The following is a 25,735-nucleotide window of genomic DNA, read 5'->3' as shown; positions in this document are numbered from 1 at the left end:
GGTTACGAAACCGATTCAGATGCCTGACATTTCGATTCAGCCATTGCATGTAAGCCCTTGAAAAGGCTTGAGCGCTGCGGGCGCATGTAGTGGTTTACGCGCCGCGGGCGACCCGCTCGATCTCTTCGCGGACAAGCTTCTCGACAAGGGTTGGCAGATTGTTGTCGAGCCATTCCTGCAGCATTGGCCGCAGCATCTCTTCCGCCATATCATCGAGCGACTTCTTGCTGCGCGCTGCAAAGGCCCCGGAAAGCTCCTCGAACGCGGCGGCAACCTGCCGGCTGGTCTTTTCAGAAACCAGAACCGGCTTTGCGGCAGCCTCGGAATTTTCAGCGGAAAGCGCAGGCGTAGCCGTTGCCAAAGTGGTGGATTCGACCTGCTGCTTCCTCTCGACAGCGGACTCGGGTTGCGGGACGACGTCTGCCAACCGATCCGGCTGCCGCGCAAGATCCGGTCCCACGTCATCCCTGCCCCCGCGCGTGGGAAGCGTATCGGCAGGCACATGCCGGTCACCAGCCGTTTCGGCCGGCTTTTGAACCGTTTCACGCGAAGGCCGCGCCGATTCGCTGCGCGTGAAATCGATCCTCGTGAATGTGGAATCCGGATTGGCGGGAGCGCTGCCTTCCGCCTCTCTGCCGTCAACGCGGCTTGCCCCTGCCGCCGAGTCCGACCGGGACCCGGGCCGGGACATCTCTGGCGTGCTGGCTTCAGGCGTCAGGGAAAAAGACCCGGTTCCGGAGCGAAGTTCGGTGCGGAACACATCCACAACAGCCGGAGCAGCCTCTGGCTCGTCCCGGGCTTCGGCTTCGATGCCACCATCGGTGAAAGATTCTGTCGGCTTGCGACCGGAATCGCTGTCCTCGATGATCCGGCGGATCGACGCCAGGATTTCCTCCATCGAAGGTTCGCGCTGAACATTGCTTGCCGTCGCCATCGTCACGTCCGCCGCCCTCGTGATTTGCTTGCCGGTCAGACCTGAACGCAACCGAATCGTAACGGTCACGTTCGAATCATGCCGCTATAAGGGTAGCGGACCATTGACCGCGCGAGAATCCCCAAACACGAACCCTGCTCCATTTCAACAGATTAGAGGGGCACGAAGCCTGCCCGCCGCAATGTTCCAAGGCGGTCGACCAACAAAAAAGGCGCCGAAGCGCCTTTTCCAATCATTCTGCGGAAGTCGGGCTCAGCGGCCATCCGGCGTGCGCAGACCGAACCACTTGTCCTTGACGGCGTTGTAGTGCTCTTCGGGCTGATACTTGGCAACCTGAAGGCCGAGCCGATCCACCGAAAGACGGCCCATGGCCTGGAGGATGGCGTAGCTTGCCAGCACGACATCGCGTTCCGCGCTGGCGAGATTGATCTTCGCGTTGATCACGTCGCGCTGGGAGTCCAGCACTTCCAGCGTGGTCCGCTGACCCACATTGCGCTCCTCGATCACACCATTGAGCGCGAGCTGGGCGGCACTTACCAGCTGGCGATTTGCAACCACAGCTTCCTGCGCGGCAGCGTAGGCGGTCCAGGCGGCGGTGACAGCCTGACGAACCTGATCGCGGCTGACATCGACCTCGATGCGGGCCTGGCCAAGCTGCTCCTTGGACTTGCGCACCTGCGCGGAGGTGCGGCCGCCCTGATAGATCGGGATCGACAGCGTGGCGCCGATGTTGGCCGAATTGGAATAGCCATCCGACGTCGCAAGGCTGCTGGGCGAGGTGTTGCTGTAGCTGCGCGAGACGCCTGCGGAAGCAGTGACCGACGGCAACAGGGCGCCTTCCGCCGATTTCACGCCATAGGCGGCGGCATCGACCAGATGGCTGGTGGCGAGAATTGCGGGATGCTCCTTGGCGGCAACGGCAACCGCGCTATCGAGGCTCGAGGGCAGAAGTTTGGAGAGGGGCGAAGCGGCCTTGAGCTGGCCCGGTTCCTCACCGATCAGTTGCCTGTATTGAGCCGCACTCGCCAGAGCCTGCGCGCGGGCGGCGCTGAGTTGCGCTTCCGCGCCTGAACGGGCGGCATCGGCCTGCGCCACATCCGTACGGGTACCCTCCCCGACTTCCAGCCGCGAACGGGCGGCGCGCGTCTGTTCATTGAGGAATTCGAGGTTCTGCTTTGTCAGAGCCGCAACCTGACGGTCATGGATGACGTTCATGTACGCCTGAGCCGCGCTGAACAGGATGTTCTCTTCAGTATTGCGCAGGCTTTCCTGCGAAGCCCGGACCCGCGCCTCGGCTGCCGCGACGGTGTTCTTTGTCTGAAATCCGTCGAACAGCATCTGGTTGACCTGCACACCGAAGCTGCCGCTGGTCAGCCGCACGGAGGTGTCATGGCGCCGGCGTTCCGTGTAGTCGATGCTCGCCGAGCCCACCACATTCGGCCGATAGCCCGACTTGGCGATAGCGACATCCTCATCCGTGACGCGAACGCCCGCACGCGCGGAATTGAGCTGGGAATTGTTGCGGTAAGCTTTCGATAACGCTCCGGTGATAGTTTCGGCCGAAGCTGTCACCGGCGAAAACACCGCTGCGGTAATCAATAGGGCGGCAAAAACGGTCTTGCTAAAGGACTGCACGTCGACCCTCAACTTTACAAATCGATAGCGGCGCAACTCAGGTCCGGAGTCAACCTATCGCGCCTCTGTATTCACACACCCCGCCGACGCACACCTGACAGGCTGCAACCGGATTCGTTCAGACAGCAAGCGAACATGAGTAGGCTTCGGCTGCAAGTTAAATCAGATCAGAACTCAAAAACTCTGGTGCGTTCAAATCCGGGTAGTGGCCGAATTGCCGCATTGAATGCGCGACGGCCGGTCAGAACCCCGCCAGATTTCAGGAAGATGCGTGCAACTCCTGCATTCCCCCTGCCCTCGACGGCAACCAGGCGGCCTCCCTCGGCCAGCTGTTCATGAAGCGATTCCGGCAACTCATCGACACTGCCCTGAAGCACGATGACATTGTAGGGAGCGCCAGCCTTCCAGCCGTCGCGAAGCACGCCTTCCACCACCGAAACATTCTCGCAGCCGAGCGCCGCGAGCGTCTCTCGCGCCCTGCCGGCGAGGCCGGGATCGCTCTCCAGCGCCGTCACGGACGCGGCAAGCCAGGAAAGAATTGCGGATGAATAACCGGTGCCGCAGCCGATATCGAGGACCGCATCATCGGAGCCCAGCTCGGCAAGCTGCAAAAGCCGCGCCAGCGGCGATGGCTCCATGAGAAAGCGGGGACCGGACCAGCTGTCGCCGATGCGAATATCCTCGTCGATATAGGCCAGCTCACGCATCGATTCTTCAACGAACAGCTCGCGCGGCACGGACAGGAAGGCATCGAGCAGCGGCGCGCTCGTCACATCGGTGGTGCGAAGCTGCCCGTCGACCATTTTGACGCGACGTTCGGTGAAATCAGCGCTCATGTGCAAGCTGCCCCGCTTTGGCGCGCATCGCGCGCTCACAGTCCACTGGAACGCGGGCAATCCTGCCGCTTGCAGGACGCCGTGGAAATTGGAGGCCTCGCCCGGAATCGAACCGGGGTGCAAGGATTTGCAGTCCTCTGCGTAACCACTCCGCCACGAGGCCTCACGCTGTCCAAGCGTTCCAGCGGCCTCATTAGGTTAGGGTGTTTTCGCCGTCAAGCCGAACGGAGCCATTCTGTAAAATATCCTTGGAGGGCAGCGTGAAAGCCGGGGTCGCCAGGCCCCGAACACACAAGGGGAAACAAGGAAATTGCGGCTACCCTAACCTCGCCTGCGCCGCTCCCACCAGACGGCGGACCGCCGGCGCCAGCGCCGCACGCGGGCAAACTCGTAGGAAAGAATGAGCAACCCGAGAGGAATCATCCAGAAACCCAGCACGGGCAGAAAGCCGAAGCAGCCAAACGTTATCAGGCTCACGCCTATGGAAATACGCGCCCGGCGTGAACGCGGCAGCGTGAACTCCCTGCCCAGAAGCGTGATCCTTCGCGGAGGCAGGTCGCGGCAATCGTTTCGGGGGTCGTCCTGAATCATGTCGTTCCAAGTACCGGAGCTTCCGTTCCCGGGCATCTTCAATACCCAAAACCGTAAACCCGTTGCCTCTCAATCCGTTCCGACGGCCTTTTCAAGCCACCCGAACCGGCCAATATGGCCATGCGATTGCGACATTTCGAGCGCGGGTGTGCAAATGGTGCAAAAAAAGAAAAAAGCGGCTTTGCAAAGCTGAAAGGTGTTTGCTATAGGCTGCCCCGTTCTCGCAAGAGCCTGCTGTTCCCCGGTAGCTCAGCGGTAGAGCAACCGGCTGTTAACCGGTTGGTCGCTGGTTCGAATCCGGCCCGGGGAGCCACTTTCATCAACAGATTACATTCTGCCTCCTTTCGTCCGGATCTATCCGGCGGCAGATTCGTGCCGTTTGTGGTACGGAAAAATACTATTCAATATTATCAATGGCTTGCGCTGAAAATTCACCCGGCGGGTTGTGCATGGGAGAGGCTTTCCTATGCTTCACCGGCGGCATTGCAAGGATGCCGCGCAGATGAAGCAGCAACAAACCGAGAGGTGGAACGGGTGACCGACCCCGAAAATATTCTTGAGGAACTGCCGGACGCCGACACATTCGGCGGCCGATTTTCCAGAGCCCTGGATGCCTGCGAACTCGATGCGAAGCAATTCGCGCGCCGGCTTGGCGTCAGGCCAGCGACTGTGAAGGGCTGGGAGACGGACCGCTCCATGCCCAATTTCCATCGCCTGAACAAGATTGCGGGCCTGCTCGGCGTCAGCATCGCATGGCTGCTGCATGGCGTGGGCGAGGGTCCCAAAGAGACCGAAGCCGGTGCAGACGCCTCGCAGGACGTCGCAGCGCAGCTTGCCCGATTGCAGCGGCTGCATGCCCAGACAGGCAAACTCATCTCACAGCTTCAAATCGATCTCGACCGCCTGACAACAGCCGGACGCTGAAGGCGCGTTGCCGCGAAACAATAGTTGGTGGCGGCTGTTCCTTCTGATGACAAGTCGCCGCGAACAGGCTATGCATTCGTCCGTCGGGAGGCTGGAAAGCTTCAACTGTTTGCGGGAGAGAACAGCGCAAGGCTGTCGCCGAAGGGGAAATCGCCCGAAATCTCTCAGGCAAAAGAACCGTTGGCAGTAACGACACTCTGGAAAGTCAGGGCCACATCCGCCCTGCGCCGAAGGTGTAAGTGCCGCCGACAGGGTTCCGGCTGCACGAGTCTCTCAGGCTTCAGACAGAGGGGCACGGAATGGTCGCATGGTGCGGCCTGTTACGTGTTGCTCTGGAGAAGTCATGGCAGGCGAAGAAACGAAACACCTACCCCTGGAAGATTTGCATCAGAAGGCAGGAGCGCGTTTCGGCGCTTTCGCCGGCTGGTCCATGCCGCTGACCTATCCGGCCGGCGTGATGAAAGAGCATCAGCACACCCGCGAGCATGTCGGCGTGTTCGACATATCGCATATGAAGCTGATCGAGCTTTCCGGCGGCGGCGCCGGCGCTCTTCTCGACCGCGCCTGCCCGCTCGATGCAGCGGCGCTGCCGCTGCTCCAGTCCAAATATTCCTTCCTGCTCAACGATGCCGCCGGCATTCTCGATGACGTCATTGTCACGCGTCTTGGCGACGACCGCTTCATGCTGGTGGCCAATGCCGGCAACGCGGCTGAAGACGAGGCGCATCTGCGCAGGCTCGCCGAAGGACTGGACGTCACCGTCAATCCGCTGGATCGCGTTTTCCTCGCCATTCAGGGCCCGGAAGCCGAAGCCGCGCTCAACAAGGCCGGCATCGCAACCGAAGGTCTTTCCTTCATGCATGGCACCGAGCCGCGCGCGGACTGGTTCCTGACCCGTTCGGGCTATACCGGCGAGGACGGCTTCGAGATCGGCCTTCCCGAAAAGGATGCGCGCGAACTGCTGGAAAAGCTTTTCGCCGACGAGCGCGTGATGTGGGTTGGATTGGCCGCCCGGGACAGCCTGCGCCTCGAAGCCGGCCTGTGCCTGCACGGCAACGACATCACGCCCGATACCAATCCGGTGGATGCCGGGCTGATGTGGGCGGTTCCGAAGAGCCTGCGCGCGGAAGGCCGGTTCGCCGGCGCTGACGCGCTGCGCGCCCTGATTGCCCGGGGAGCAGTCGAAAAGCGCGTCGGGCTCAAGCCGGAAGGCCGCCAGCCGGTGCGCGCCGGCGCGGCCCTGTTCGATGCGGACGGCAATGAAGCCGGCCGCATCACCTCGGGTGGATTTGGACCTTCAGCCGGGCATCCGGTCGCCATGGGCTATGTGCCCGCCGCCCTGGCAGCCAACGGTACAAGGCTGTACGCCGATGTTCGCGGCACCAAGGTGCCGGTCGACGTGCACGCCCTGCCCTTCACTCCGCATCGCTACCGCAAAGGATAATTCTCATGGCGACGACCTATTACACCGAAGATCACGAATGGCTGCGCGTCGAAGGCGATGTGGCGACGGTCGGCATCACCGACTATGCGCAGGAGCAGCTTGGAGATCTCGTTTTTGTCGAGCTTCCGGAAACCGGCAAAAGCCTGAGCAAGGGCGACACCGCCGTCGTGGTTGAATCGGTCAAGGCCGCTTCCGACGTTTACGCCCCCGTCGACGGCGAAGTGACCGAAGCCAACGAGACGCTTTCCTCGGACCCGGCGCTGGTGAACTCCGCCGCGACCGGCGATGGCTGGCTGTGGAAGATGAAGCTTTCCGACAAGAGCCAGCTCGACGGCCTCATGGATGAGGCAGCCTACAACGCCCATATAGGCTGACAGGACAACTGAAGATGACCACGGCACCTTACGCTTTCGCAGATCGCCACATCGGCCCCGGCGACGACGATGTGCGCGCCATGCTCGCGCGGATCGGCGTTCCTTCGGTGGATGCGCTGATCGATCAGGCGGTTCCGAAATCGATCCGCCTCGACCGCCCCCTGAGCCTTCCGGCTCCGGCGACGGAAGCCGAAGCTCTCGAAGAGCTTTCGGCCACCATGTCGCGCAACACGGTGATGAAGAGCTTCATCGGCGCAGGCTATCATGGCGTACAGGTGCCGCCGGTCATCCAGCGCAACATGTTCGAGAACCCGGCCTGGTACACGGCTTACACGCCCTATCAGGCCGAGATCAGCCAGGGGCGCCTGGAAATGCTGTTCAATTTCCAGACGCTGGTGTCGGAACTGACCGGCCTGCCTGTCGCCTCCGCCTCGCTGCTGGACGAGGCCACCGCCGCCGCCGAAGCGGTTGGAATCGCTGTTCGCCATCATCGCGACAAGCGCAACAAGATAGCGCTGGCCGGCGTGCCGCTGGCGCAGACGCTCGACGTTCTCCACACCCGCGCCGAACCACTGGACATCGTGATCGACGGCGAAACGATCGACGGCGATACGGCGGCGCTCATCGTCTCCTGGCCGGACGCCAACGGCGTCTATGGCGATCACAAGGCGGCGATCGAGAAGGCGAAGGCCGCCGGTGCGCTGGTCATCTTCATTTCCGATCCGCTGTCGCTGACCGTGACCAGTTCGCCCGCAAGCCTCGGGGCGGACATTGCTGTCGGCTCCATGCAGCGTTTCGGCGTGCCGATGGGCTTCGGCGGACCGCACGCAGCCTATTGCGCCGTCTCCGACAAGCTTACCCGCCTGATGCCCGGCCGCCTCGTCGGCCAGTCGGTCGATGCGCACGGGCGTCCGGGCTTCCGCCTCGCCCTGCAAACGCGCGAGCAGCACATCCGCCGCGACAAGGCGACCTCCAACATCTGCACCGCGCAGGCCCTGCTTGCCAACATGGCGACCGCCTATGCCATCTGGCATGGCCCGGCCGGCCTTCAGGGCATCGCCGGCCGCATCCACGCACTGGCCAATGGTCTTGCCGAGGGTCTTGCCGCGGCCGGTGTCAAGGTGCTGGGCTCCAGCCGATTCGACACCGTAACCGCTGAAGTGAATGGCAAGGCCGAAGAGATTGCGGCGGCTGCCGAAAAGGATGGCAGGCTGCTGCGCGTCATCGATGCCGACCATGTCAGCATCGCCTTCGACGAGACCTCCACGGAAGCCGATCTTGAAGCCATCGCCGCCCTGTTCGGGGCGAAGGCCAGGGCATCCGCGTCCAACAGCCTTCCGGGCAAGCCGCGCGGTGGAGAGTTCCTGACCCAGCCGGTGTTCCACGAGAACCGCTCCGAGACCGACATGATGCGCTTCCTGCGCAGGCTGGCCGACAAGGATCTGGCGCTGGACCGCGCCATGATCCCGCTCGGCTCCTGCACGATGAAGCTGAACGCGGCGGCGGAGATGATGCCGGTAAGCTGGCCGAACCTCGCCAACCTGCACCCGTTCGCGCCTAGGGCACATTCGGCTGGCATTCGCGACATGATCGGCGAACTCGAAGGCTGGCTGGCCGAAATCACCGGTTTCGATGCCGTGACCTTGCAGCCCAATGCCGGCAGCCAGGGCGAATATGCCGGCCTGCTCGCCATTCGCGGCTATCACAAGTCGCGCGGCGAAGGGCATCGCAACATCTGTCTGATCCCCTCCTCGGCGCATGGCACCAATCCGGCTTCGGCGGCCATGGCCGGCATGAGCGTTGTCGTGGTCCGCTGCACCGATGATGGCAACATCGACATCGACGACCTGAAGGCGAAGGCCGAACAGCACGGGGCCAATCTGGCCGCGCTGATGTTCACCTACCCGTCGACGCATGGTGTGTTCGAGGAAGGCGCCAGGGACATTTGCGCCATCGTGCACGGCCATGGCGGACAGGTCTATTTCGACGGCGCCAACCTGAACGCTCTGGTCGGTCTCGCGCGGCCGGGCGATATCGGCGCGGATGTCTGCCATATGAACCTGCACAAGACGTTCTGCATCCCGCATGGCGGCGGCGGTCCGGGCGTCGGCCCGATCGGCGTCAAGTCGCATCTGGCTCCGCATCTGCCGGGGCATGTCGCGGAAGGCTCCGCCCATGCGGTTTCGGCCGCCCCCTTCGGCAGCGCGTCGATCCTGCCCATCACCTGGATGTATATCCGCATGATGGGCCCGGAACTGAAGAAGGCGACGGAAATCGCCATCCTGTCGGCCAACTATCTGGTGGCGCGTCTCGGCAACCACTATTCGGTGCTCTACCGGGGCCGCGGCGGGCGCGTGGCGCATGAGTGCATCCTCGACACCCGCGTGCTCAAGGACCGCTCGGGCATCACGGTGGACGATATCGCCAAGCGCCTGATCGACTACGGCTTCCATGCCCCCACCATGTCGTTCCCGGTTGCGGGCACGCTGATGGTGGAGCCGACGGAATCCGAGCCGAAGGCCGAAGTGGATCGTCTGTGCGAGGCGCTCATCGCCATCGCCGACGAGGCCGCGAAGGTGGAAAAGGGCGAATGGCCTGCGCAAGACAATCCGCTGGTCAATGCGCCGCACACGGCCGCCGAGGCTCTGGCCGGCGAGTGGACGCATCCCTATTCGCGCATGGAAGCGGCCTTCCCCGCAGGCAATGCCGACACGCTGGTCAAATACTGGCCGCCGGTGTCGCGCATCGACAATGTGGCCGGCGACCGCAACCTGATCTGCTCCTGCCCGCCTGTGTCCGAATACAGCGACGCGGCCGAGTAAGCGGCGAACGGGAAGGAATGAGCAAGGCCGGCGTGAAAACGCCGGCCTTGCGGCTTGCCGGTCATCGCAAATCCTTGCCCCGCGTGCTGTTCGTCTGTATTCCGGGGAAGCGATCCTGAACAGAACCGGAACCCCGGTCGCGCTCGATCCCAAAGCGTGGCAAACTGATTGGTGATTCGCAGCCTCCGCTAGAGCATTTCCGCTTCTCTTCGGATCGCAGAAACGCTCTGACTTTTTGTTTTTACGCAATTCCGAACGCAAAACCGCTTAGCACCTTTGCTGGAATTGCTCTAACGGACCCGCATGGACGACAGCAACGATCTCTTCGCCCGCATCGATGACAAGCCACAGCCGGTGCGCACGCCGGCGCGTCCGGCCGATCCGCTCGTGGTAGCAGCGCGCAATGCGGCAGCATCGCCAGTCGCGGCAAGCGCCCCAGCGCCTGCGCCGAAGGAGTTTGGCGAAAGCTACAGTGCTGCCGACATCGAGGTTCTTGAAGGGCTGGAGCCAGTGCGCCGCCGCCCCGGCATGTATATTGGCGGCACCGACGAAAAGGCGCTGCACCATCTGTTCGCGGAAGTCATCGACAACTCGATGGATGAGGCCGTCGCCGGCCATGCAACCTTCATCGAGGTGGAACTGGGCGCCGACGGTTTCCTGACCGTCACTGACAACGGGCGCGGCATTCCCGTCGACATGCATCCGAAATTCAAGCGGCCCGCGGTCGAGGTCATCATGACCACGCTGCATTCGGGCGGCAAGTTCGACTCCAAGGTCTATGAAACCTCCGGCGGCCTGCATGGCGTCGGCGTGTCGGTGGTCAATGCGCTGTCCGAGGAAATGGAAGTCGAGATCGCCCGCGGGCGCAAGCTGTACCGACAGCGTTTTTCGCGTGGCAAGCCGCTCGGCGATCTGGAGCATCTGGGCGACATCCACAATCGGCGCGGCACGAAGATCAGCTTCAGGCCGGACGAGCAGATTTTCGGCAAGGGCGCGAAGTTCGACCCCGCGCGCCTCTACAAGATGGCGCGTTCCAAAGCCTATCTGTTCGGCGGCGTGCAGATTCGCTGGAGCTGCGATCCGCTTCTGATCGGCGAGAAGGACGACACGCCACCGAAAGCCGAGTTCCATTATCCGGGCGGTCTCAGAGACTATCTGGCCGCCTCGTTGAAGGGCGATTTTCAGGTTACGCGCGAAATCTTCGCCGGCAAATCCGAGCGTCAGGGCGGCCATGGCTCCGTCGAATGGGCGGTGACGTGGTACGGCGGTGACGGTTTCCTCAATTCCTACTGCAACACGATCCCCACCGGTGAAGGCGGCACCCATGAAACGGGCTTCCGCAATGTGCTGCTGCGCGGCCTGCGCGCCTATGCCGACCTGACCGGCAACAAGCGCGCCTCGGTGATAACGTCCGAGGACGTGATGATTTCGGCAGCCGGCATGTTGTCGGTGTTCATCCGCGAACCGGAATTCGTCGGCCAGACCAAGGACCGCCTCGCCACCGTCGAGGCGGTGCGCATCGTGGAAAGCGCGATCCGGGATCCGTTCGACCACTGGCTGGCGGACAATCCGCAGGAAGCCACCAAGCTGCTCGACTGGGTGATCCAGCGCGCCGACGAGCGCGTGCGCCGGCGGCAGGAAAAGGAAGTGTCGCGCAAGACCGCCGTGCGCAAGCTGCGGCTTCCCGGCAAGCTTGCCGATTGCACGCAGAATGCGGCGGCGGGAGCGGAACTGTTCATCGTCGAGGGCGATTCGGCCGGCGGCTCCGCCAAGCAGGCGCGCGACCGCGCCACGCAGGCCGTTCTGCCGTTGCGCGGCAAGATCCTCAACGTGGCCAGCGCCGGGCATGACAAGCTGACCGCCAACCAGACCATTTCCGACCTGATCCAGGCGCTCGGCTGCGGCACGCGCTCGAAATACCGCGATCAGGACCTTCGCTACGACCGCGTCATCATCATGACCGACGCCGATGTCGACGGCGCGCACATCGCCTCGCTGCTCATCACCTTCTTCTATCAGGAGATGCCGCAGCTCATCCGTGACGGGCACCTCTACATGGCGGTGCCGCCGCTCTATTCGATACGGCAGGGCGGCAAGGTCGCCTATGCCCGCGACGACGCCCACAAGGACGAGTTGCTGCGCACCCAGTTCACCGGGCGCGGCAAGGTGGAGATCGGCCGCTTCAAGGGTCTGGGCGAGATGATGGCGCATCAGCTCAAGGAAACCACCATGGATCCGAAGAAGCGCACGCTTCTGCGCGTCGATGTGATCGATGAAGAAGCGGCCACACGCGATGCCGTCGATGCGCTTATGGGCACGAAACCGGAAGCTCGCTTCCGCTTCATAACCGAGCGTGCAGAATTCGCCGAGGCCGACGCACTCGATATCTGACGCAGCCCTGTCAGGCCGCGGCGATGGCGAGCGCGTGGCCGCGTGCGTTCTCGCGCAGCGCATCGAGATGAATGGATTTTATCAGCGCGGCGAGGTCGCCTTGCGCACCCTGCCCGCCGACTTCCTTCAGCATCAGCCAGCTGACTTCCTGAACTCCGGCGACACGTTTTCCGTTGGCGACCTCGCGCCACACCCTCAGCGCGCAAAGGATGACCGGATGCGTTGCCTCTGAAAGTCCGGCGCTGGCCAGCAGCGCACGCAACGCCACGTCATTTCCGGCGGCCAGCAGGGAAGCCACGCGCTGCTCCCCGCGACGCGTCAGAACCACCAGAGCGCTGCCGAAGAAATCGATCTTGCCATGCGCCACTGTGCGGATAAGGAACGATGCCGTCAGGTCGCCACGCAGGCGCAGATGCTCCGCCAATGCCGCATGCTCGTCCGCGCGCGTGCCCTCGATCAGGGTGAGCGACGCCTTCGTGCATGCATCGCGCAGCAAGCGTTCGGCGCGCGCCGCCCCCATGAGCGCCTGCACCAGCGGCGAGCCCCTGAGCGTTTCTCCAAGCTTCACCAGCAGCATATGCCGGCAATCGACAGGCAGGCGCCGGTCTGCGATCAGCGCCTCGCGCACCGCACCGGCATGGCCGAAGCGCTCCGCCATGCGGCGGAAGCTGAGCGAAGCGATGTCAGCTCCGCTGTTTTCCAGCAGCGTCACGCAGGCATCGGCCTCGCCGATCTCGGCAATCGCCGCGGCTACCGGCATCGACACGAAGGGACGGTCGGCGATCAGTTTCTGCGTGGCTGCGCTCCCGGCGGCAATCCGGTCGATAAGGTCTGCATCCGTCAGCAATGGCGAGCGGGCAAGGACGAGTGCGGCGACTTCCGGTTGATCGGCCGCAAGCCCGGCGACAACCTGCGGCGGAGCGTGCCGGCTCATGGAAAGGGCTTCCGCCATGGCCTGGCGCACTTTGGAGGACGGATCGTCGAGCAGAAGGGTAAGGGCCGCCTCCGCCGCGCACCTGTCCTCGAAGGGAAGCGTGTGCTGCACATAGGCATTGGCCAGAGCCGCCGCAGCGGCAGCCCGTTCCGACACTTTCGCAGTGCCGACCCATTTCAGGAAATGCGAAACAACGATCACTTGCGCCCAACCCCAGAAGCCAGCCCCGGCTTTCCCCATGCACGATAGAATCGATCGCTTAATAAAGCGTTCACCATGTTTTGATGTTGCCGGTGCGCTTGCGGGGGCCGTGTCTGCGTCCTATCAAAAAGCATGAAAAGGAGAGGATAATGGCCGGTCTGTATCTTGAGGAGTTTGAAGTCGGACACGTCTTCCGCCATACGCTGCGCAAGACCGTCACCGAAAGCGACAACATGCTGTTTTCGGTGATGACGCTGAATCCGCAGCCCCTCCACATCGATTTCGATTTCGCCTCGAAGACCGAATGGGGCAAGCCGCTGGTCAACTCCCTGTTCACGCTGGGGCTGATGATCGGCATCGCCGTGAACGACCTGACCGTGGGCACCACGATCGGCAATCTGGGCATGACGGACACGGTCTTCCCGCACCCGCTGTTCCATGGCGACACGGTGCGCGTGGAAACAACCGTCGTCTCGGTGCGCGAATCGAAATCGAAACCGGATCGCGGCATCGTCGAGCTGGAGCACCGGGCCTACAATCAGAACGATGTCCTGGTGGCGAAATGCCTGCGTCAGGCCATGATGCTGAAAAGGCCGGTCTGATGCGCTCGCTGCTGTTCGTTCCGGGCGATTCGGAAAAGAAGCTCGAGAAGGGCTTCTCCTCGGGGGCCGACGTGGTGATCGTCGATCTGGAGGATTCGGTCGCACCGGCCAACAAGGAGGCCGCGCGACGCATCGCGTCCGATTTTCTCGTGGCGGAAGCCGGGACCCGGAAACCGCTTGTCTACATCCGCGTCAACGACCTCAGCACCGGTCTCACCGACGGGGATCTTGCGGCTCTCACCGGCGTGCACCCGGACGGCATCATGCTGCCGAAATCGACCAGCGGCGCGGACGTGCAACAGCTTTCGGCCAAACTGCGCGTGCATGAGGCGAATCACGGCTTGCCCGACGGCGGCATTTCCATAATCGCCATCGCCACCGAAACGGCGGCCTCGCTGTTCTCCGGCGCGACATATGCCGGCGCGAGCGCGCGCCTTGCCGGGCTGACGTGGGGCGCGGAAGACCTGTCCGCAGCCATTGGCGCGCGGTCGGCGCGGGATGCGGACGGGCGCTATACCGATGTGTTCCGGCTTGCTCGCACCGTCACCCTGCTTGCGGCATCTTCTGCCGAAGTTCCGGCCATAGACAGCGTCTATCCCGATTTCCGCGACCTCGCTGGGCTGGAGGCGGAATGCGCCGAAGCCGAGCGCGACGGTTTCACGGCCAAGATGGCGATCCATCCGGCACAGGTTCCGGTCATCAATGCCGCGTTCACGCCATCAGGCGAAGCGATCGAACATTCGGCGGCAGTGGTTGCCGCCTTCGAGGCCGCCGGAAATCCGGGCGTGGTCGGTATTGGCGGCAAGATGTACGACCGCCCGCATCTGCGCCTTGCCGAACGGCTGCTGGCAAGGGCGCGGGCTGCGGGCGTGATCTCCTGACCCTTCGTCAGACTTCCTGCCACGGGCCTGAATAGTCTGCATAGAGCGTGACGGGATCGGGGCGTGGACGCTCCGGCGCCGTGCCGTCAAAGGTGCCGATGTGGACGAAGCCGACGACACGCTCGTCCGGCGCCAGGCCGAGAATGGCCCTCCCCTCCGGCACATCGGAATACCAGTTTGTGATGATGTTGGTGCCGTAGCCGAGCGCGTTGGCGGCGATGATGAGGTTCATCGCCGCCATGCCGCCCGACAGGAATTTCTCCCAGTCGGGAATCCTGGGATGATCCTTCGGCGTCGAAACCACGCCGATGACCACGGGAGCCCGCGAGAAGCGGGTGAGTTCCTGATTTCGCCGGCCTTCCGGCAGCGGGCCTTCGCGTTCTTCGGCCAGCGCCGCCAGCTTGCGGCCGATCTCCTCGCGCGCTTCGCCGCGATAGACGATGAAGCGCCAGGGCGCCAGCCTGCCATGGTCCGGTACCCGGCTGGCGGCAGCGATGATCCGGGAAATCTGCGCATCGTCCGGGCCCGGCTCCTGCAAGTCCTGAATGGGTACGGATGCTCTGGACAGCAGGAAATCCATGATCATAGAGCTCATCGGCAAACATCTCCCGGAAGGACGGCGGCTGAAGCACGGAAGCCTTGCGGCTGGCTCTGGCATCGCCGGAAATGAAGGCATCCGCCGCAGCGGAAGCAGATGGGCCTTGAAATTGCCACCGCCTTGCGGTTCAAGGCAAGACATGATTGCAGCGGTTCGCCGTCTTTTCCCGATCCTCATGCTGGGCGCGATAGCCCTGCCTGCCGCCGCGCAGCAGGCCGACGGGCTCGAAAACCTCAAGCTGCCTGGCATTTCCAGCTACGCCACGCCGCAGGACGAGCGTCCGCTTGCGACGCGCCACGCCGGCAGCGTAACGCTGAGCGCCCAGTTGATCGAAGGCGGCGAGGACATCACGCGCGGCATGGTCTGGCGGGTCTTCAAGCCCGAGCCGGATTCCGACGGCAAGCTGCCGCTGGTCGCTTCCGCGCAGGGCGGGACCTCGGTTTTCGATCTGGAACCCGGCAGCTATCTCGTCCACGCCTCGTATGGCCGGGCGGGCGCCACCAAGCGAATCTCGGTCGGCAGGCAGGCACAGCGCGAGAGCTTCGTTCTCGATGCCGGCGGGCTGAAGCTCGACGCCACCGCCTCCGGCGGCGGGCGAATACCGTCCGCCAAGCTGCGCTTTTCGATCTATGAAGGCGGTAGCGAGGACGATGGCGAACGGGCGCTGATCCTGCCGAACGTCCAGCCCAACACCGTGGTGCGGCTCAGGTCCGGCACCTACCATGTCGTTTCCACCTACGGCTCGGTAAACGCCATCATCCGCTCGGATATCCGTGTCGAGGCTGGCAAGCTCACCGAAGCGACAGTCGAACACCATGCCGCCGAAGTCACGCTCAAGCTGGTGCGGGAGGCGGGCGGCGAGGCCATCGCCGACACGTCCTGGTCCGTTCTCAACGAAGCCGGCGAGCAGGTGCAGGAAACCGTCGGGGCCTTCGCTCCCATGGTGCTGGCCGACGGCGACTATACGGCAATAGCCAAGAACCGCGACCGCATCTACCAGATGGATTTCGAAGTGGAGCCGGGCCGCAACCGGGAAATCGAGGTGGTGGCTTCCGAAGCCTCGGCGGTCGACCCCGAGGCGGCAGACTGACTGTTCACCATTTCCCGGTTGCAACAGCTTTCATCCCATGACAGAAAGGCGCCGTTCTCAGGGCGGGGCGAAATTCCCCACCGGCGGTATGCGGCTTCTGCCGCGAGCCCGCGAGCGCTTTCCCCGCTGCCGGGAAAGGTCAGCAGACCAGGTGCGATGCCTGGGCCGACGGTTACAGTCCGGATGAAAGAGGACATGCGGGCGCTGCCATTTACGCGGGCGGCAAGCCTTCATGTGATCGCCTTGGGTGACGTGTCTGTTGCTTAAAGGAGACCGCCATGACACACGCCCGATCAGAAGTAGCCCACCCTTCTTTTGCACGTTCCGCGCGCTATGCCTTCATCAAGGCCAGCTGGCACAAGGACATCGTGGATCGCGCGCTGGAAGGATTTACCCAGCTCATTCCCGCCGAACAGGTCGATGTCTTCGACGTTCCCGGCGCCTTCGAAATGCCCCTGCTCGCCCGCGATCTCGCCCAGTCCGGGCGCTATGCGGCTGTCGCTGCCGCAGCCCTTGTGGTGGATGGCGGTATTTACCGGCATGACTTCGTGGCGCAAGCGGTGGTCGACGGTCTGATGCGCGCCGGTATGGATTCCGGTGTTCCGGTGCTGTCGGTTTCGCTCACTCCGCACCATTATCAGGAGACCGAGCATCATAACCGCATCTTTTCCGAGCATTTCGTGAAGAAGGGGCGCGAGGCTGCGGAAGCCGCGCTGATCATCGGCAAGACCCGCGCGCAACTGGCTGCCGCTGCCTGAATCTTTTCCCAGACGAGAACGGCGGCGGATCGCTCCGCCGCCGTTTTTCGTTTTTGTGCCCAGGATACGATCAGCTTGCACGGGCGCGCTTGAGGTCGGGCGGCGTCGCCTCGTCCACAAGCGCTGTGATCGCCTCGTCCAGAGTCATCGACTGCTGGTCGCGGGAGCCGAGACGGCGCATGTTGACCGAGCCTTCCTCGGCCTCGCGCCGGCCGCAGACGAGGATGACAGGCACCTTGGCAAGGCTGTGCTCGCGCACCTTGTAGTTGATCTTCTCGTTGCGAAGATCGGCCTCGGCCGACAGGCCGGCGGCCTTCAGCTTTGCCACAACCTGCTTCACATAGTCGTCGGCGTCGGAGGTGATCGTCGCCACCACCACCTGCAAGGGTGCGAACCATAGCGGCATCTGGCCGGTATGGCTCTCGATGAGAATGCCGAGGAAGCGCTCCAGCGAGCCGCAGATGGCGCGATGCACCATCACCGGCTGCTTCTTCTCCGAATCCGCGCCGATGTAGAATGCGCCGAAGCGCTCCGGCAGGTTGAAGTCCACCTGCGTGGTGCCGCACTGCCATTCGCGGCCGATGGCGTCCTTCAGCGTATATTCGAACTTCGGCCCGTAGAACGTGCCCTCGCCCTCGTTGATGCCGGTCTTGATACGATTGTCCTCGCGCGCCATGCGCGCCAGAGCGCGGCGCAGGATGTCCTCGGCATGGTCCCATGCCGCATCGGTGCCGACGCGCTTTTCCGGCCGCGTGGCGAGCTTCACCACCACTTCCTCGAAGCCGAAGTCCTTGTAGACCGACATCATCAGATCGTTGATCTTGAGGATTTCCGCTTCAAGCTGATCTTCCGTGCAGAAAATGTGCGCGTCGTCCTGCGTGAAGGCGCGCACGCGCATCAGCCCATGCAGCGCGCCGGATGCCTCGTAACGGTGCACATTGCCGAACTCCGCAAGCCGGATGGGCAGATCGCGATAAGACTTCAGGCCGTGCTTGAAGATCTGCACATGGCCGGGGCAGTTCATGGGCTTGAGCGCAAACACGCGCTGGTCGGCATCGGGATCGTCCGGATGGGTGAAGGCGTGGGCCGACTTCACCGCGAACATGTTCTCCTGATACCAGCCCCAGTGGCCGGAGGTCTCCCACAGGCTCTTGTCGAGCACTTGCGGGGCGTTCACCTCCTGATAGTCGTCGCCGAGGCGGCGGCGCATATAGGCGATGAGGTTCTGGAACATCTTCCAGCCCTTGGCGTGCCAGAAGACGACGCCCGGCCCTTCCTCCTGGAAGTGGAACAGGTCCATCTCGCGGCCAAGGCGGCGATGGTCGCGCTTCTCGGCCTCTTCCAGCATGTGCAGATACTGGTCGAGCTGCTCCTGCGTCGCCCATGCGGTTCCGTAGATGCGCGTCAGCATCGGGTTGTTGGCGTCGCCGCGCCAATAGGCGCCGGCCACCTTCATCAGCTTGAAGGCGTTGCCGATCTGGCCGGTGGATGCCATATGCGGCCCCCGGCACAGGTCGAACCAGTCGCCCTGATAGTAAATCTTCAGGTCCTGATCCTCGGGGATCGCCTCGACCAGCTCGACCTTGTAAGCCTCGCCCTTGTCGCGGAAGACCTGCTTCGCCTTTTCGCGTGACCAGACTTCCCTGGTGAAGGGCTTGTTGCGCTGGATGATCTCGCGCATCTTCTTCTCGATGGCGGCGAAATCCTCCGGCGTGAACGGCTCGTTGCGGGCGAAATCGTAATAGAAACCGTTCTCGATCACGGGACCGATGGTCACCTGCGTGCCCGGCCACAGTTCCTGCACGGCCTCGGCCAGAACGTGCGCGGCATCGTGGCGGATCAGCTCAAGAGCGCGGGGATCGTCGCGGGTGACGATCTCGACCTTGCCGGACCCGCCCAGCGGATCGGACAGATCGCGCAGGGTGCCGTCGAAGGTGTAGGCCACGGCCTTCTTTGCCAGCGACTTCGAAATGGATTCCGCAAGTGCGGCGCCGGTCGTCGCGGCATCGTAATCGCGCGACGAGCCATCAGGAAATGTGAGGGAAACGGTATTCGACACGGGTGTTCTCCTATCCAGTCCCGCAAACGAGCGCGGGTGGGTTCGATGCGGCTTGAATGCCGAGCCGGTCTGATAGTGCCTGTTCCGGCCTGAGTAAAGGCGGCGAAGCATCGCGGCACCCCGCGATCCGCCGCCGCCCGGTTCAGGGAACTTCGATTGTGATGCAGTCGTGCCGGTTGCTCTTCAGAACCGCGCAAGCGCGCGTGGCGGCGGCCTGATCCTCGAAACCATCGAAGCGGGCGCGATAAAGCGTCCGGCCGCTGCGGGTGGTGGGCTCGATCTGCGCCAGAGCGCCGGTGTGGACGGTGCGCACCAGCGCGCCCACCTTGTCCAGAAGGGCCTGTGCCGCGCCCCGGCTCGGCAGGGCCGCGACCTGAATCTGCCAGCCCGTCAGGGAAGGCACGGGAAAGCCGCCATCGCCCTGCTCGATCTCAGGCATGTGCATCCTGGGCATGTGCATGGCAATCTCCACCTGCGGCCGCGGCGTCGGCACGGGTACGTTCATCGCCACAAGAGGGACGCCGACGCTTTCTCCCGTGCTGAACCGGGTCAGAAGTGCCGCCATCTGATTGTCGCGCGCGCGGGCCGTCTTGCCGCCCAGAACGACGCCGATCAGGCGGTGGCCGTTGAGGTTCAGGGAACTCGCGAGGTTGTAGCCGGCCGCATCGGTATAGCCAGTCTTGATGCCGTCGACGCCGCCATAACGGTACATGAGGTTGTTATGACCCTTGCGCAGCTTGCCGCGAAACACGAATGACGGCTGCGCAAACAGGCGATACTCCTTCGGGAAATCCCGCTGTAGCGCGAGACCCAGCAGAGCCATGTCGCGTGCCGTGGTCGTCTGCTTCAGGCCATCCGTCAGCCCCGACGGATTCGTGAAGGTCGTATCCTTCATGCCGATCTGCCGGGCGCGCTGCGTCATCAGGCGCGCGAAGCCGGCTTCCGACCCGGCCAGATGTTCCCCCATGGCAGCCGCCGCATCGTTGGCGGAAATGACGATCATGCCGTCAACAGCCTCACGCACGCTGATGGTGTCGCCGGGCTTCACCCACAGCTTGGTGGGAATCTTGATGGAGGCATTGCGGGACACGGTGATGCGATCCCCCCACCGCAGCCGCCCGTCGCGGATCGCCTCGAAGGTGATGTAGAGCGTCATCATCTTGGCCAGCGAAGCAGGTGGCTGGATGCGGCTGCCGCCGTCCTCGCCAACGAAAACGCCACTGTCCACGTCGAACACCGCCCATGAGGTTTCAGCCAGCGCCGGGCCTGCGCCCAACACGATGGAGCCAGCGGCAAACAGGGCCGCAAGGAAGTTGCGGACACCCCGCCCGGCACGAAAAGCCTGCATCAAGCTCCCTCGAAGGAATCGCATTTCTGAAAAAAGATCGCGGCAAAATGTAAGGTTTGAGCCTGAGAAAGCCGAAGCCGTTCCACCCTCACCATGGTAAACTTCTGCTAACAAACAATGAGGGAAATTTTAACGATTGCCCATCCGGCGCTACAGCCCGCAGGCTATCCACAGCCTCTTTTCCTGCCGATCTCGCGATACCGCCACGGAAGGAACCAGCGGAAGCGCGGGGCAAGCTCTTCGGGAACATTGTCGATGCCATGCGTGCCGCCCGGCCCGCAGCGCAGGAAGCGGAACAGCCCCATCCAGCCGCCCGCCCACAGGCCGTGGCGGGCAATGGCCTCATAGGCATATTCCGAGCAGGTCGGCAGATGCCGGCAGGTGTTGCCGACGAAACCGGACAGCGTGAGCTGATAGAGGCGCACCAGAGACGTGCCCAGCACGCGCCCCGGCGTCCTGCGCCACGGTCCGGGCCAGTTGCGGCCTGCCCTGCTGCCCTGCGGCGCATGTTGGTGCCCGTGCATCGCGTTTGCGTCCCGGCTGATTGCTGCTTTCGACAGATGCGGTTTCGACGCGCGCTTTGCAATGCATCCGATGCGCTGCGTCAAGAATAAGTGAACACTCCGTCCTCGCCCATGCCCGTTTGAATGGACGGTGCCGCCTCTCTATGTTCGGCGCAACACAACGCCTGGCAACACGCCGGACAGGAGGCCCTGCATGCCCGACATCATCGACCCCCGAACCATCGAACTTGGACTGGACACTTTCGGCGACGTGACATTCGACATGGATGGCAAGCTGCTGCCGCAGGCGCAGGTGATCCGCAACCTTATCGATCAGGCCGTGCTGGCAGACCAGACGAATGTCGATTTCATCGGCGTCGGCGAGCATCACCGCGACGATTTTGCCGTATCGGCACCGGAAGTTGTGCTGGCGGGTATCGCTGCGCGCACGGAGCGGATCCGGCTCGGCTCCGCCGTCACGGTTCTGAGTTCCGACGATCCGATCCGCGTGTTCCAGCGCTTCTCCACCGTGGACGCGATTTCCAACGGCCGCGCTGAAGTTATCCTTGGGCGAGGCTCGTTCACGGAATCCTTCCCTCTGTTCGGTTTCGAGCTGACGGATTACGAGAGACTGTTTTCCGAAAAGCTCGACCTGTTCGCGGCGCTGATAAAGGGGGGACCGGTGACGTGGCAGGGCGCGGTGCGGCCCCCGCTGGTGAACCAGAAGGTCTATCCGCCGATCGAGAACGGCACGCTCAAGACCTGGATCGGAGTTGGCGGCAGCCCGGAATCGGTGATCCGCGCCGCGCGCTACCAGTTGCCGCTGATGCTCGCCATCATCGGCGGCGACCCGAAGCGCTTCAAGCCCTATGCCGATCTTTACCGGGATGCGCTTTCGCAGCTCGGTGCCCCCGCGCTGCCCATCGGCGTGCATTCGCCCGGCCATATCGCCGAGACCGACGAGCAGGCCCGCGAGGAACTGTGGCCGAGCTACAAGAAGATGCACGACCGCATCGGCGGCGAGCGCGGCTGGGGGCCGGTGACCGTCACTGCCTTCAATTCGGAGGCGGACATGGGCTCGCTCTATGTCGGCTCGCCCGAGACAGTGGCGAAGAAGATCGCATCGACCGTAAAGGCGCTCGGAGCGACGCGCTTCGACCTGAAATACTCCTCAGGCCCGATGGAACATGAGAAAATGATGCGCTCCATCGAACTTTACGGCACGCGCGTCATTCCCATGGTGCGCAGCCTTCTCGCCGGCTGAAGCGCCCCTCTCCCCTTGCCGGGAGAGGGGCGCTTCAGGCCGCTTCTTCGGCTTTCGCCTTTTCGATCTGGTCGATGCAATCGACCACAGCATCGAAGACCAGCATGGTCGAGGCGTGGCGCGCCTTGTAGTCGCGCACAGGCTCGAGATATTTCAGATCGCCGAAACGGCCCTGCGGCGGCGCGCCGTTTTCCTTCAGCATCTTCAGCATGGCCTCGCGCACATCGCGCAGTTCGCGGGCGCTCGCGCCGATAACCCTTTGCGCCATGATCGAAGCGGACGCCTGTCCGAGCGCGCACGCCTTCACGTCATGCGCATAGTCCGTGACGATGCCATCGCGCATGGACAGGTCGACGATGACCGTCGAGCCGCACAGTTTGGAGTGCGCCTTTGCCGTGGCATCCGGGCTTTCCAGCCGCCCGATGCGCTCGATATTGCCGGCGAAGGCCAGAATTTTCCTGTTGTAGACGTCGTCGATCATGATTTTCCGGTCCCTCGCCGTTATATGAACGGCGATTGCCGCCTCCACACTTTCAATCGCGGCGCTGGCCCAATATATAATGGCGAGGTTCCGGGAACGGCAAGGCAGCTTCGCGCGTCTATGCTTTCAGGAACCCAGTCACGCCGCATTCGGGCCGTCGAGCGATCCCGTAACAGGCTGTGGTCCGTTCAACTCGTTCCTCCACCGAGGGGAACTACGGGAGACGCCTTTATGGACGCCGTCATCAAGCAGAAAATGCCTGCCTCATCCTATCTGGACAAACCTGTCACCGACCGGCCAGGCCAGCATGAAGTCGAAGCAGCGGTCCGCACCCTACTGCGCTGGACCGGGGACAATCCCGATCGCGAAGGACTGATCGATACGCCCAAGCGCGTCGCGAAGGCGTTTCGCGAGATGTTCAACGGCTACGACATGTGCCCGGCGGAAGAGCTTGGCCGCACCTTCGAGGAAGTCGCCGGTTATGACGATCTCGTCGTGGTGCGCGACATCCAGTTCCATTCGCACTGCGAGCATCACATGGTGCCGATCATCGGCAAGGCACATGTCGGTTACCTGCCCGACGGCAAGGTTGTCGGCCTGTCGAAGATCGCGCGCGTGGTCGACATCTTCGCCCATCGTCTCCAGACACAGGAATCGATGACGGCGCAGATCGCAAACGTCATTCAGGACGTGCTCAATCCGCGCGGCGTTGCAGTGATGATCGAGGCGGAGCACATGTGCATGGCCATGCGCGGCATCCGCAAGCAGGGGTCCACCACATTGACCTCTACGTTCACCGGCACCTTCAGCGACAATGCGGAAGAGCAGATCCGTTTCATGACCATGGTGCGCGGCGGCCTGGTGCGCTGAGCGCGCGCCCTCCGTCAGCGAGCCACGCAAAAGGAGAGCAGCCGGATGGCGCTGACCTTCGCCCCCGCCCCTGCCGACAAGGCTGAACTCGAACAGGAGCGCGCAGCGTTCACGCCGCGCTTCGACGCGCACGGCCTGATCACCGCAGTCGTGACCGACGCGGCCGACGGCATGCTTTTGATGGTGGCGCACATGAATGCCGAGGCAATGGCGCTGACGCTGGAAACCGGTATCGCCCACTACTGGTCGCGCTCGCGCAAGGCGCTGTGGAAGAAGGGAGAGACGTCCGGAAACCTGCAACAGGTGGTCGAACTGCGCACCGACTGCGACCAGGATGCAGTCTGGCTGCGCGTCAATGTCGCAGGCCACGATGCAACCTGCCATACGGGCAGGCGTTCCTGCTTCTACCGGACGGTGGAAGTCCGCGACGGCGAGGCAACCCTTGCCGGTGACGGATGCGCACCGCTGTTCGATGCGGGTGCCATCTATCGAAAGTCTGAATGACCGGTTCGCCAGTTTGCTCTTAAGATGATTCACCTTTTCGATACGGGACAACCATAGACTGGCAAAAGGACAGAGGAGATCGTGATGCTCGACTGGGCGTCATTGCGCAGCAGACCACATGTTCAGGAGGCCAACGGGCTCTCCTCGGCAAGGGGTCCGGTCGATCCCCTGCCTGCCCCGCGCAAAGGCATAGCTCTGGCGCTCGGTGGTGGATGCGCGCGCGGCTGGGCGCATATCGGCGTGCTGCGCGCCCTCGACGAAGCCGGTATCGAGATATCCATGATCGCGGGAACATCGGTCGGCGCGCTGGTGGGCGGCTGCTATCTTGCCGGCAAGCTGGACGAACTGGAAGAGTTCGCCCGCAGCCTTACCAGGCGGCGCATATTCGGTCTGCTCGACATCACCTTTCGCGGTAGCGGGCTTTTCGGCGGCATGAAGCTCGACGCGCGATTGCGCGAGCATCTGAACGGCACACGCTTCGAGGATCTGCCGAAGCCTTTCGTCAGCGTCGCCTCGGAAATCCACAGCGGACACGAAATCTGGCTGTGGAAGGGCTCGCTGATCACCGCCATGCGCGCTTCCTACGCATTGCCCGGAATATTCGAGCCGGTGCAGTGCAACGGTCGTCTTCTGGTGGACGGTGCCCTCGTCAATCCGGTGCCGGTGTCCGTATGCCGGGCCTACGAGCAGCCGGCCGTGGTTGCCGTCAACCTGAGCTCCGACAACTTCGGGCGTGCCGCGGTCATCCGCCACGATGCGGGGAACGGGCTCGGCAGCGAGACCGGAAGCAGCCCGCAGGAGGCCGCGATCCTGCCTGTCGGCCCAACCTCGGCCCATGAAGCCAGGCTCGGAATAACCGGCGTGATGTTCGAAGCATTCAACATCATTCAGGACCGCATTTCCCGGTCGAGGCTGGCCGGCGATCCGCCCGATCTTTCGCTGCAACCACGGCTCAACCACGTCGGCCTTGCCGATTTTCACCGGGCCGGCGAAGCGATCCATCTGGGCTACGAAGCCGCCATGGCGAATGTGGAGCAACTGAAGCGGCTGCAAAGCGCGCTGGTCTGATGTGACAGCCGCTTCGCGGCTAGCCGCTCGGCTGTTCGAAATCAGAGCCCCCAAAAACAGGAGGATTGCCTGATCCTCCGGCATTTTCACAGCCGGGGTTGAAGCTGCTGATCTCGCATATGCACTTCTGAACCTGCAAACGCTCGGCTTCGGTCATTTCCGAGCACTGGAGATCCGCCAAGGATTTCTTTCCGTCCACATTGACGGTGGTTTTGGAGCGTGAGGCATAGCTGATAAGGCCGGCGGTTATTCCCATGGCCGTACCGCTCGCGATGGCGCCGCCGACAACCGCAGTCATGCCCGGTGCCGAGCCGGTGGCCTGCGACACGAGCCGGCTGTCCCGGTTCCTCCCATTGCCCAGACGGAATGTCTTGATGTCGGTGACCACCGGGCTGGAACCCGATTTGTCCGCACCGATCGTCACCACATCCTGATATCGCGAGCCGTCCGCAAGCTGATAGGGGTCGAGCACCTTCGTTTCGGGCGCAGCGCACCCGACAACCAGAAAGGAAACCCCGAGCAAAATTATCCGCAAACGCATCAGCCCCATACCATGCCCTTCGGCGGACGCGACATGAGCCCCACCCACAACGTCCAGATGCGGGCAATCTAAAAGCGGGCGG

At 63.2% G+C, this 25,735-nt stretch carries 24 protein-coding genes, 2 tRNA genes and 2 riboswitches; of the genes, 14 read left to right on the top strand and 12 right to left on the bottom strand.

Going from position 1 to position 25,735, the window contains the following annotated elements; translation table 11 throughout:
- Nucleotides 1–94: 94 nt before the first annotated feature.
- The 5 genes from DES43_RS18970 to DES43_RS18950 form a co-directional block, all read right to left on the bottom strand.
- Nucleotides 95–1,003, bottom strand: a complete 909-nt coding sequence (locus DES43_RS18970; protein WP_245264793.1) for a PopZ family protein — start codon at nucleotides 1,001–1,003, stop codon at nucleotides 95–97.
- 183 nt (nucleotides 1,004–1,186) lie between these two features.
- Nucleotides 1,187–2,569: a TolC family outer membrane protein gene (locus DES43_RS18965; protein ID WP_035032525.1), complete on the bottom strand. Its 1,383-nt coding sequence runs from the start codon at nucleotides 2,567–2,569 to the stop codon at nucleotides 1,187–1,189.
- Between the two features lie 167 nt (nucleotides 2,570–2,736).
- A complete protein-coding gene (locus tag DES43_RS18960; RefSeq protein ID WP_035032522.1) occupies nucleotides 2,737–3,405 on the bottom strand; it encodes a protein-L-isoaspartate O-methyltransferase family protein in 669 nt (222 codons plus the stop codon).
- An 89-nt stretch (nucleotides 3,406–3,494) separates the two neighbouring features.
- Nucleotides 3,495–3,568: transfer RNA gene (locus DES43_RS18955), tRNA-Cys, on the bottom strand.
- A 158-nt stretch (nucleotides 3,569–3,726) separates the two neighbouring features.
- Nucleotides 3,727–3,996, bottom strand: a complete 270-nt coding sequence (locus DES43_RS18950; RefSeq protein WP_051520815.1) for a hypothetical protein — start codon at nucleotides 3,994–3,996, stop codon at nucleotides 3,727–3,729.
- Nucleotides 3,997–4,234: 238 nt separating this feature from the next.
- On the opposite strand from DES43_RS18950, the gene DES43_RS18945 reads away from it, so the two are divergent.
- The 6 genes from DES43_RS18945 (at nucleotide 4,235) to parE (ending at nucleotide 11,951) form a co-directional block, all read left to right on the top strand.
- Nucleotides 4,235–4,309: transfer RNA gene (locus tag DES43_RS18945), tRNA-Asn, on the top strand.
- A 59-nt stretch (nucleotides 4,310–4,368) separates the two neighbouring features.
- On the top strand, nucleotides 4,369–4,920 hold the full coding sequence (locus DES43_RS18940) for a helix-turn-helix domain-containing protein (RefSeq protein ID WP_166647784.1): 552 nt from the start codon (nucleotides 4,369–4,371) through the stop codon (nucleotides 4,918–4,920).
- Nucleotides 4,921–5,022: 102 nt separating this feature from the next.
- A riboswitch (glycine riboswitch) is annotated at nucleotides 5,023–5,110 on the top strand.
- Nucleotides 5,111–5,263: 153 nt separating this feature from the next.
- Nucleotides 5,264–6,364 carry a glycine cleavage system aminomethyltransferase GcvT gene (gene gcvT / locus DES43_RS18935; RefSeq protein WP_035032519.1) on the top strand — a complete coding sequence of 367 codons (1,101 nt, stop codon included), beginning with the start codon at nucleotides 5,264–5,266 and terminating at the stop codon, nucleotides 6,362–6,364.
- Nucleotides 6,365–6,369: 5 nt separating this feature from the next.
- Nucleotides 6,370–6,738, top strand: coding sequence for a glycine cleavage system protein GcvH (gene gcvH / locus DES43_RS18930; RefSeq protein WP_035032516.1), 369 nt, complete (start codon nucleotides 6,370–6,372; stop codon nucleotides 6,736–6,738).
- A gap of 14 nt (nucleotides 6,739–6,752) precedes the next feature.
- Nucleotides 6,753–9,560 carry an aminomethyl-transferring glycine dehydrogenase gene (gene gcvP / locus DES43_RS18925; protein ID WP_035032513.1) on the top strand — a complete coding sequence of 936 codons (2,808 nt, stop codon included), beginning with the start codon at nucleotides 6,753–6,755 and terminating at the stop codon, nucleotides 9,558–9,560.
- 303 nt (nucleotides 9,561–9,863) lie between these two features.
- A complete protein-coding gene (gene parE, locus DES43_RS18920) occupies nucleotides 9,864–11,951 on the top strand; it encodes a DNA topoisomerase IV subunit B (protein WP_035032510.1) in 2,088 nt (695 codons plus the stop codon).
- A gap of 10 nt (nucleotides 11,952–11,961) precedes the next feature.
- On the opposite strand, the gene DES43_RS18915 is transcribed toward parE, so the two are convergent.
- On the bottom strand, nucleotides 11,962–13,083 hold the full coding sequence (locus DES43_RS18915) for a DUF2336 domain-containing protein (RefSeq protein WP_035032648.1): 1,122 nt from the start codon (nucleotides 13,081–13,083) through the stop codon (nucleotides 11,962–11,964).
- Between the two features lie 152 nt (nucleotides 13,084–13,235).
- Here DES43_RS18915 and DES43_RS18910 point away from each other — a divergent pair, with 152 nt between their 5' ends.
- A complete protein-coding gene (locus DES43_RS18910) occupies nucleotides 13,236–13,688 on the top strand; it encodes a MaoC family dehydratase (RefSeq protein WP_035032507.1) in 453 nt (150 codons plus the stop codon).
- The gene (locus DES43_RS18905) at nucleotides 13,688–14,569 is read left to right on the top strand and encodes an HpcH/HpaI aldolase/citrate lyase family protein (RefSeq protein ID WP_035032503.1); all 882 of its coding nucleotides are present in this window, start codon (nucleotides 13,688–13,690) and stop codon (nucleotides 14,567–14,569) included. The genes DES43_RS18910 and DES43_RS18905 overlap by 1 nt, the downstream gene beginning before the upstream one ends.
- 7 nt (nucleotides 14,570–14,576) lie before the next feature.
- On the opposite strand, the gene DES43_RS18900 is transcribed toward DES43_RS18905, so the two are convergent.
- Nucleotides 14,577–15,164 carry a nitroreductase family protein gene (locus DES43_RS18900; RefSeq protein ID WP_035032500.1) on the bottom strand — a complete coding sequence of 196 codons (588 nt, stop codon included), beginning with the start codon at nucleotides 15,162–15,164 and terminating at the stop codon, nucleotides 14,577–14,579.
- A 142-nt stretch (nucleotides 15,165–15,306) separates the two neighbouring features.
- Here DES43_RS18900 and DES43_RS18895 point away from each other — a divergent pair, with 142 nt between their 5' ends.
- Together DES43_RS18895 and DES43_RS18890 are read left to right on the top strand one after the other, a co-directional pair.
- Nucleotides 15,307–16,257, top strand: coding sequence for a hypothetical protein (locus DES43_RS18895; protein WP_035032498.1), 951 nt, complete (start codon nucleotides 15,307–15,309; stop codon nucleotides 16,255–16,257).
- Nucleotides 16,258–16,306: 49 nt separating this feature from the next.
- A riboswitch (FMN riboswitch) is annotated at nucleotides 16,307–16,456 on the top strand.
- Between the two features lie 79 nt (nucleotides 16,457–16,535).
- Nucleotides 16,536–17,015, top strand: coding sequence for a 6,7-dimethyl-8-ribityllumazine synthase (locus DES43_RS18890; RefSeq protein WP_051520814.1), 480 nt, complete (start codon nucleotides 16,536–16,538; stop codon nucleotides 17,013–17,015).
- A 70-nt stretch (nucleotides 17,016–17,085) separates the two neighbouring features.
- On the opposite strand, the gene thrS is transcribed toward DES43_RS18890, so the two are convergent.
- From thrS to yidD, 3 genes are all read right to left on the bottom strand, one after another.
- Nucleotides 17,086–19,074: a threonine--tRNA ligase gene (gene thrS / locus DES43_RS18885; RefSeq protein WP_035032495.1), complete on the bottom strand. Its 1,989-nt coding sequence runs from the start codon at nucleotides 19,072–19,074 to the stop codon at nucleotides 17,086–17,088.
- Between the two features lie 142 nt (nucleotides 19,075–19,216).
- Entirely contained in the window at nucleotides 19,217–20,422 is a 1,206-nt protein-coding gene (locus DES43_RS18880) for a D-alanyl-D-alanine carboxypeptidase (protein ID WP_051520813.1), read from the bottom strand.
- 164 nt (nucleotides 20,423–20,586) lie between these two features.
- Complete coding sequence (yidD, locus tag DES43_RS18875; protein ID WP_035032639.1) at nucleotides 20,587–20,946, bottom strand: membrane protein insertion efficiency factor YidD; 360 nt, start codon at nucleotides 20,944–20,946, stop codon at nucleotides 20,587–20,589.
- Nucleotides 20,947–21,139: 193 nt separating this feature from the next.
- Between yidD and DES43_RS18870 the strand changes: the two genes are divergently transcribed.
- The gene (locus tag DES43_RS18870; protein ID WP_035032492.1) at nucleotides 21,140–22,189 is read left to right on the top strand and encodes an LLM class flavin-dependent oxidoreductase; all 1,050 of its coding nucleotides are present in this window, start codon (nucleotides 21,140–21,142) and stop codon (nucleotides 22,187–22,189) included.
- Between the two features lie 34 nt (nucleotides 22,190–22,223).
- Here the strand turns inward: DES43_RS18870 and DES43_RS18865 are convergent, their stop codons facing one another.
- Entirely contained in the window at nucleotides 22,224–22,670 is a 447-nt protein-coding gene (locus DES43_RS18865; protein ID WP_035032489.1) for an iron-sulfur cluster assembly scaffold protein, read from the bottom strand.
- Between the two features lie 231 nt (nucleotides 22,671–22,901).
- Here DES43_RS18865 and folE point away from each other — a divergent pair, with 231 nt between their 5' ends.
- The 3 genes from folE to DES43_RS18850 all read left to right on the top strand — a co-directional run bounded on the left by folE (nucleotide 22,902) and on the right by DES43_RS18850 (nucleotide 25,112).
- Nucleotides 22,902–23,540: a GTP cyclohydrolase I FolE gene (gene folE / locus DES43_RS18860; protein WP_035032486.1), complete on the top strand. Its 639-nt coding sequence runs from the start codon at nucleotides 22,902–22,904 to the stop codon at nucleotides 23,538–23,540.
- A gap of 45 nt (nucleotides 23,541–23,585) precedes the next feature.
- A complete protein-coding gene (gene hisI / locus DES43_RS18855; RefSeq protein WP_035032483.1) occupies nucleotides 23,586–24,044 on the top strand; it encodes a phosphoribosyl-AMP cyclohydrolase in 459 nt (152 codons plus the stop codon).
- A gap of 84 nt (nucleotides 24,045–24,128) precedes the next feature.
- Nucleotides 24,129–25,112 carry a patatin family protein gene (locus DES43_RS18850; protein ID WP_035032481.1) on the top strand — a complete coding sequence of 328 codons (984 nt, stop codon included), beginning with the start codon at nucleotides 24,129–24,131 and terminating at the stop codon, nucleotides 25,110–25,112.
- A 19-nt stretch (nucleotides 25,113–25,131) separates the two neighbouring features.
- Here the strand turns inward: DES43_RS18850 and DES43_RS18845 are convergent, their stop codons facing one another.
- Complete coding sequence (locus tag DES43_RS18845; protein ID WP_166647783.1) at nucleotides 25,132–25,536, bottom strand: hypothetical protein; 405 nt, start codon at nucleotides 25,534–25,536, stop codon at nucleotides 25,132–25,134.
- Nucleotides 25,537–25,735 lie beyond the last annotated feature (199 nt).

It is taken from the genome of Aquamicrobium defluvii (genome assembly GCF_004363725.1).
Classification (GTDB): domain Bacteria; phylum Pseudomonadota; class Alphaproteobacteria; order Rhizobiales; family Rhizobiaceae; genus Mesorhizobium; species Mesorhizobium defluvii.
Note: the sequence above shows the minus strand (reverse complement) of the source record. Positions and strands in the feature narration are given on the sequence as shown.

What these genes read in the sequence shown, in the direction of transcription:
- gcvP (WP_035032513.1), top strand. Translation starts at nt 6,753, where the DNA reads ATGACCACGGCACCTTACGCTTTCGCAGATCGCCACATCGGCCCCGGC.
- folE (WP_035032486.1), top strand. Translation starts at nt 22,902, where the DNA reads ATGGACGCCGTCATCAAGCAGAAAATGCCTGCCTCATCCTATCTGGAC.
- DES43_RS18960 (WP_035032522.1), bottom strand. Translation starts at nt 3,405, where the DNA reads ATGAGCGCTGATTTCACCGAACGTCGCGTCAAAATGGTCGACGGGCAG.
- parE (WP_035032510.1), top strand. Translation starts at nt 9,864, where the DNA reads ATGGACGACAGCAACGATCTCTTCGCCCGCATCGATGACAAGCCACAG.
- gcvT (WP_035032519.1), top strand. Translation starts at nt 5,264, where the DNA reads ATGGCAGGCGAAGAAACGAAACACCTACCCCTGGAAGATTTGCATCAG.
- DES43_RS18950 (WP_051520815.1), bottom strand. Translation starts at nt 3,996, where the DNA reads ATGATTCAGGACGACCCCCGAAACGATTGCCGCGACCTGCCTCCGCGA.
- gcvH (WP_035032516.1), top strand. Translation starts at nt 6,370, where the DNA reads ATGGCGACGACCTATTACACCGAAGATCACGAATGGCTGCGCGTCGAA.
- yidD (WP_035032639.1), bottom strand. Translation starts at nt 20,946, where the DNA reads ATGCACGGGCACCAACATGCGCCGCAGGGCAGCAGGGCAGGCCGCAAC.
- DES43_RS18900 (WP_035032500.1), bottom strand. Translation starts at nt 15,164, where the DNA reads ATGAGCTCTATGATCATGGATTTCCTGCTGTCCAGAGCATCCGTACCC.
- DES43_RS18850 (WP_035032481.1), top strand. Translation starts at nt 24,129, where the DNA reads ATGCTCGACTGGGCGTCATTGCGCAGCAGACCACATGTTCAGGAGGCC.
- DES43_RS18910 (WP_035032507.1), top strand. Translation starts at nt 13,236, where the DNA reads ATGGCCGGTCTGTATCTTGAGGAGTTTGAAGTCGGACACGTCTTCCGC.
- DES43_RS18865 (WP_035032489.1), bottom strand. Translation starts at nt 22,670, where the DNA reads ATGATCGACGACGTCTACAACAGGAAAATTCTGGCCTTCGCCGGCAAT.
- DES43_RS18905 (WP_035032503.1), top strand. Translation starts at nt 13,688, where the DNA reads ATGCGCTCGCTGCTGTTCGTTCCGGGCGATTCGGAAAAGAAGCTCGAG.
- DES43_RS18880 (WP_051520813.1), bottom strand. Translation starts at nt 20,422, where the DNA reads ATGCAGGCTTTTCGTGCCGGGCGGGGTGTCCGCAACTTCCTTGCGGCC.
- DES43_RS18870 (WP_035032492.1), top strand. Translation starts at nt 21,140, where the DNA reads ATGCCCGACATCATCGACCCCCGAACCATCGAACTTGGACTGGACACT.
- DES43_RS18895 (WP_035032498.1), top strand. Translation starts at nt 15,307, where the DNA reads ATGATTGCAGCGGTTCGCCGTCTTTTCCCGATCCTCATGCTGGGCGCG.
- hisI (WP_035032483.1), top strand. Translation starts at nt 23,586, where the DNA reads ATGGCGCTGACCTTCGCCCCCGCCCCTGCCGACAAGGCTGAACTCGAA.
- DES43_RS18890 (WP_051520814.1), top strand. Translation starts at nt 16,536, where the DNA reads ATGACACACGCCCGATCAGAAGTAGCCCACCCTTCTTTTGCACGTTCC.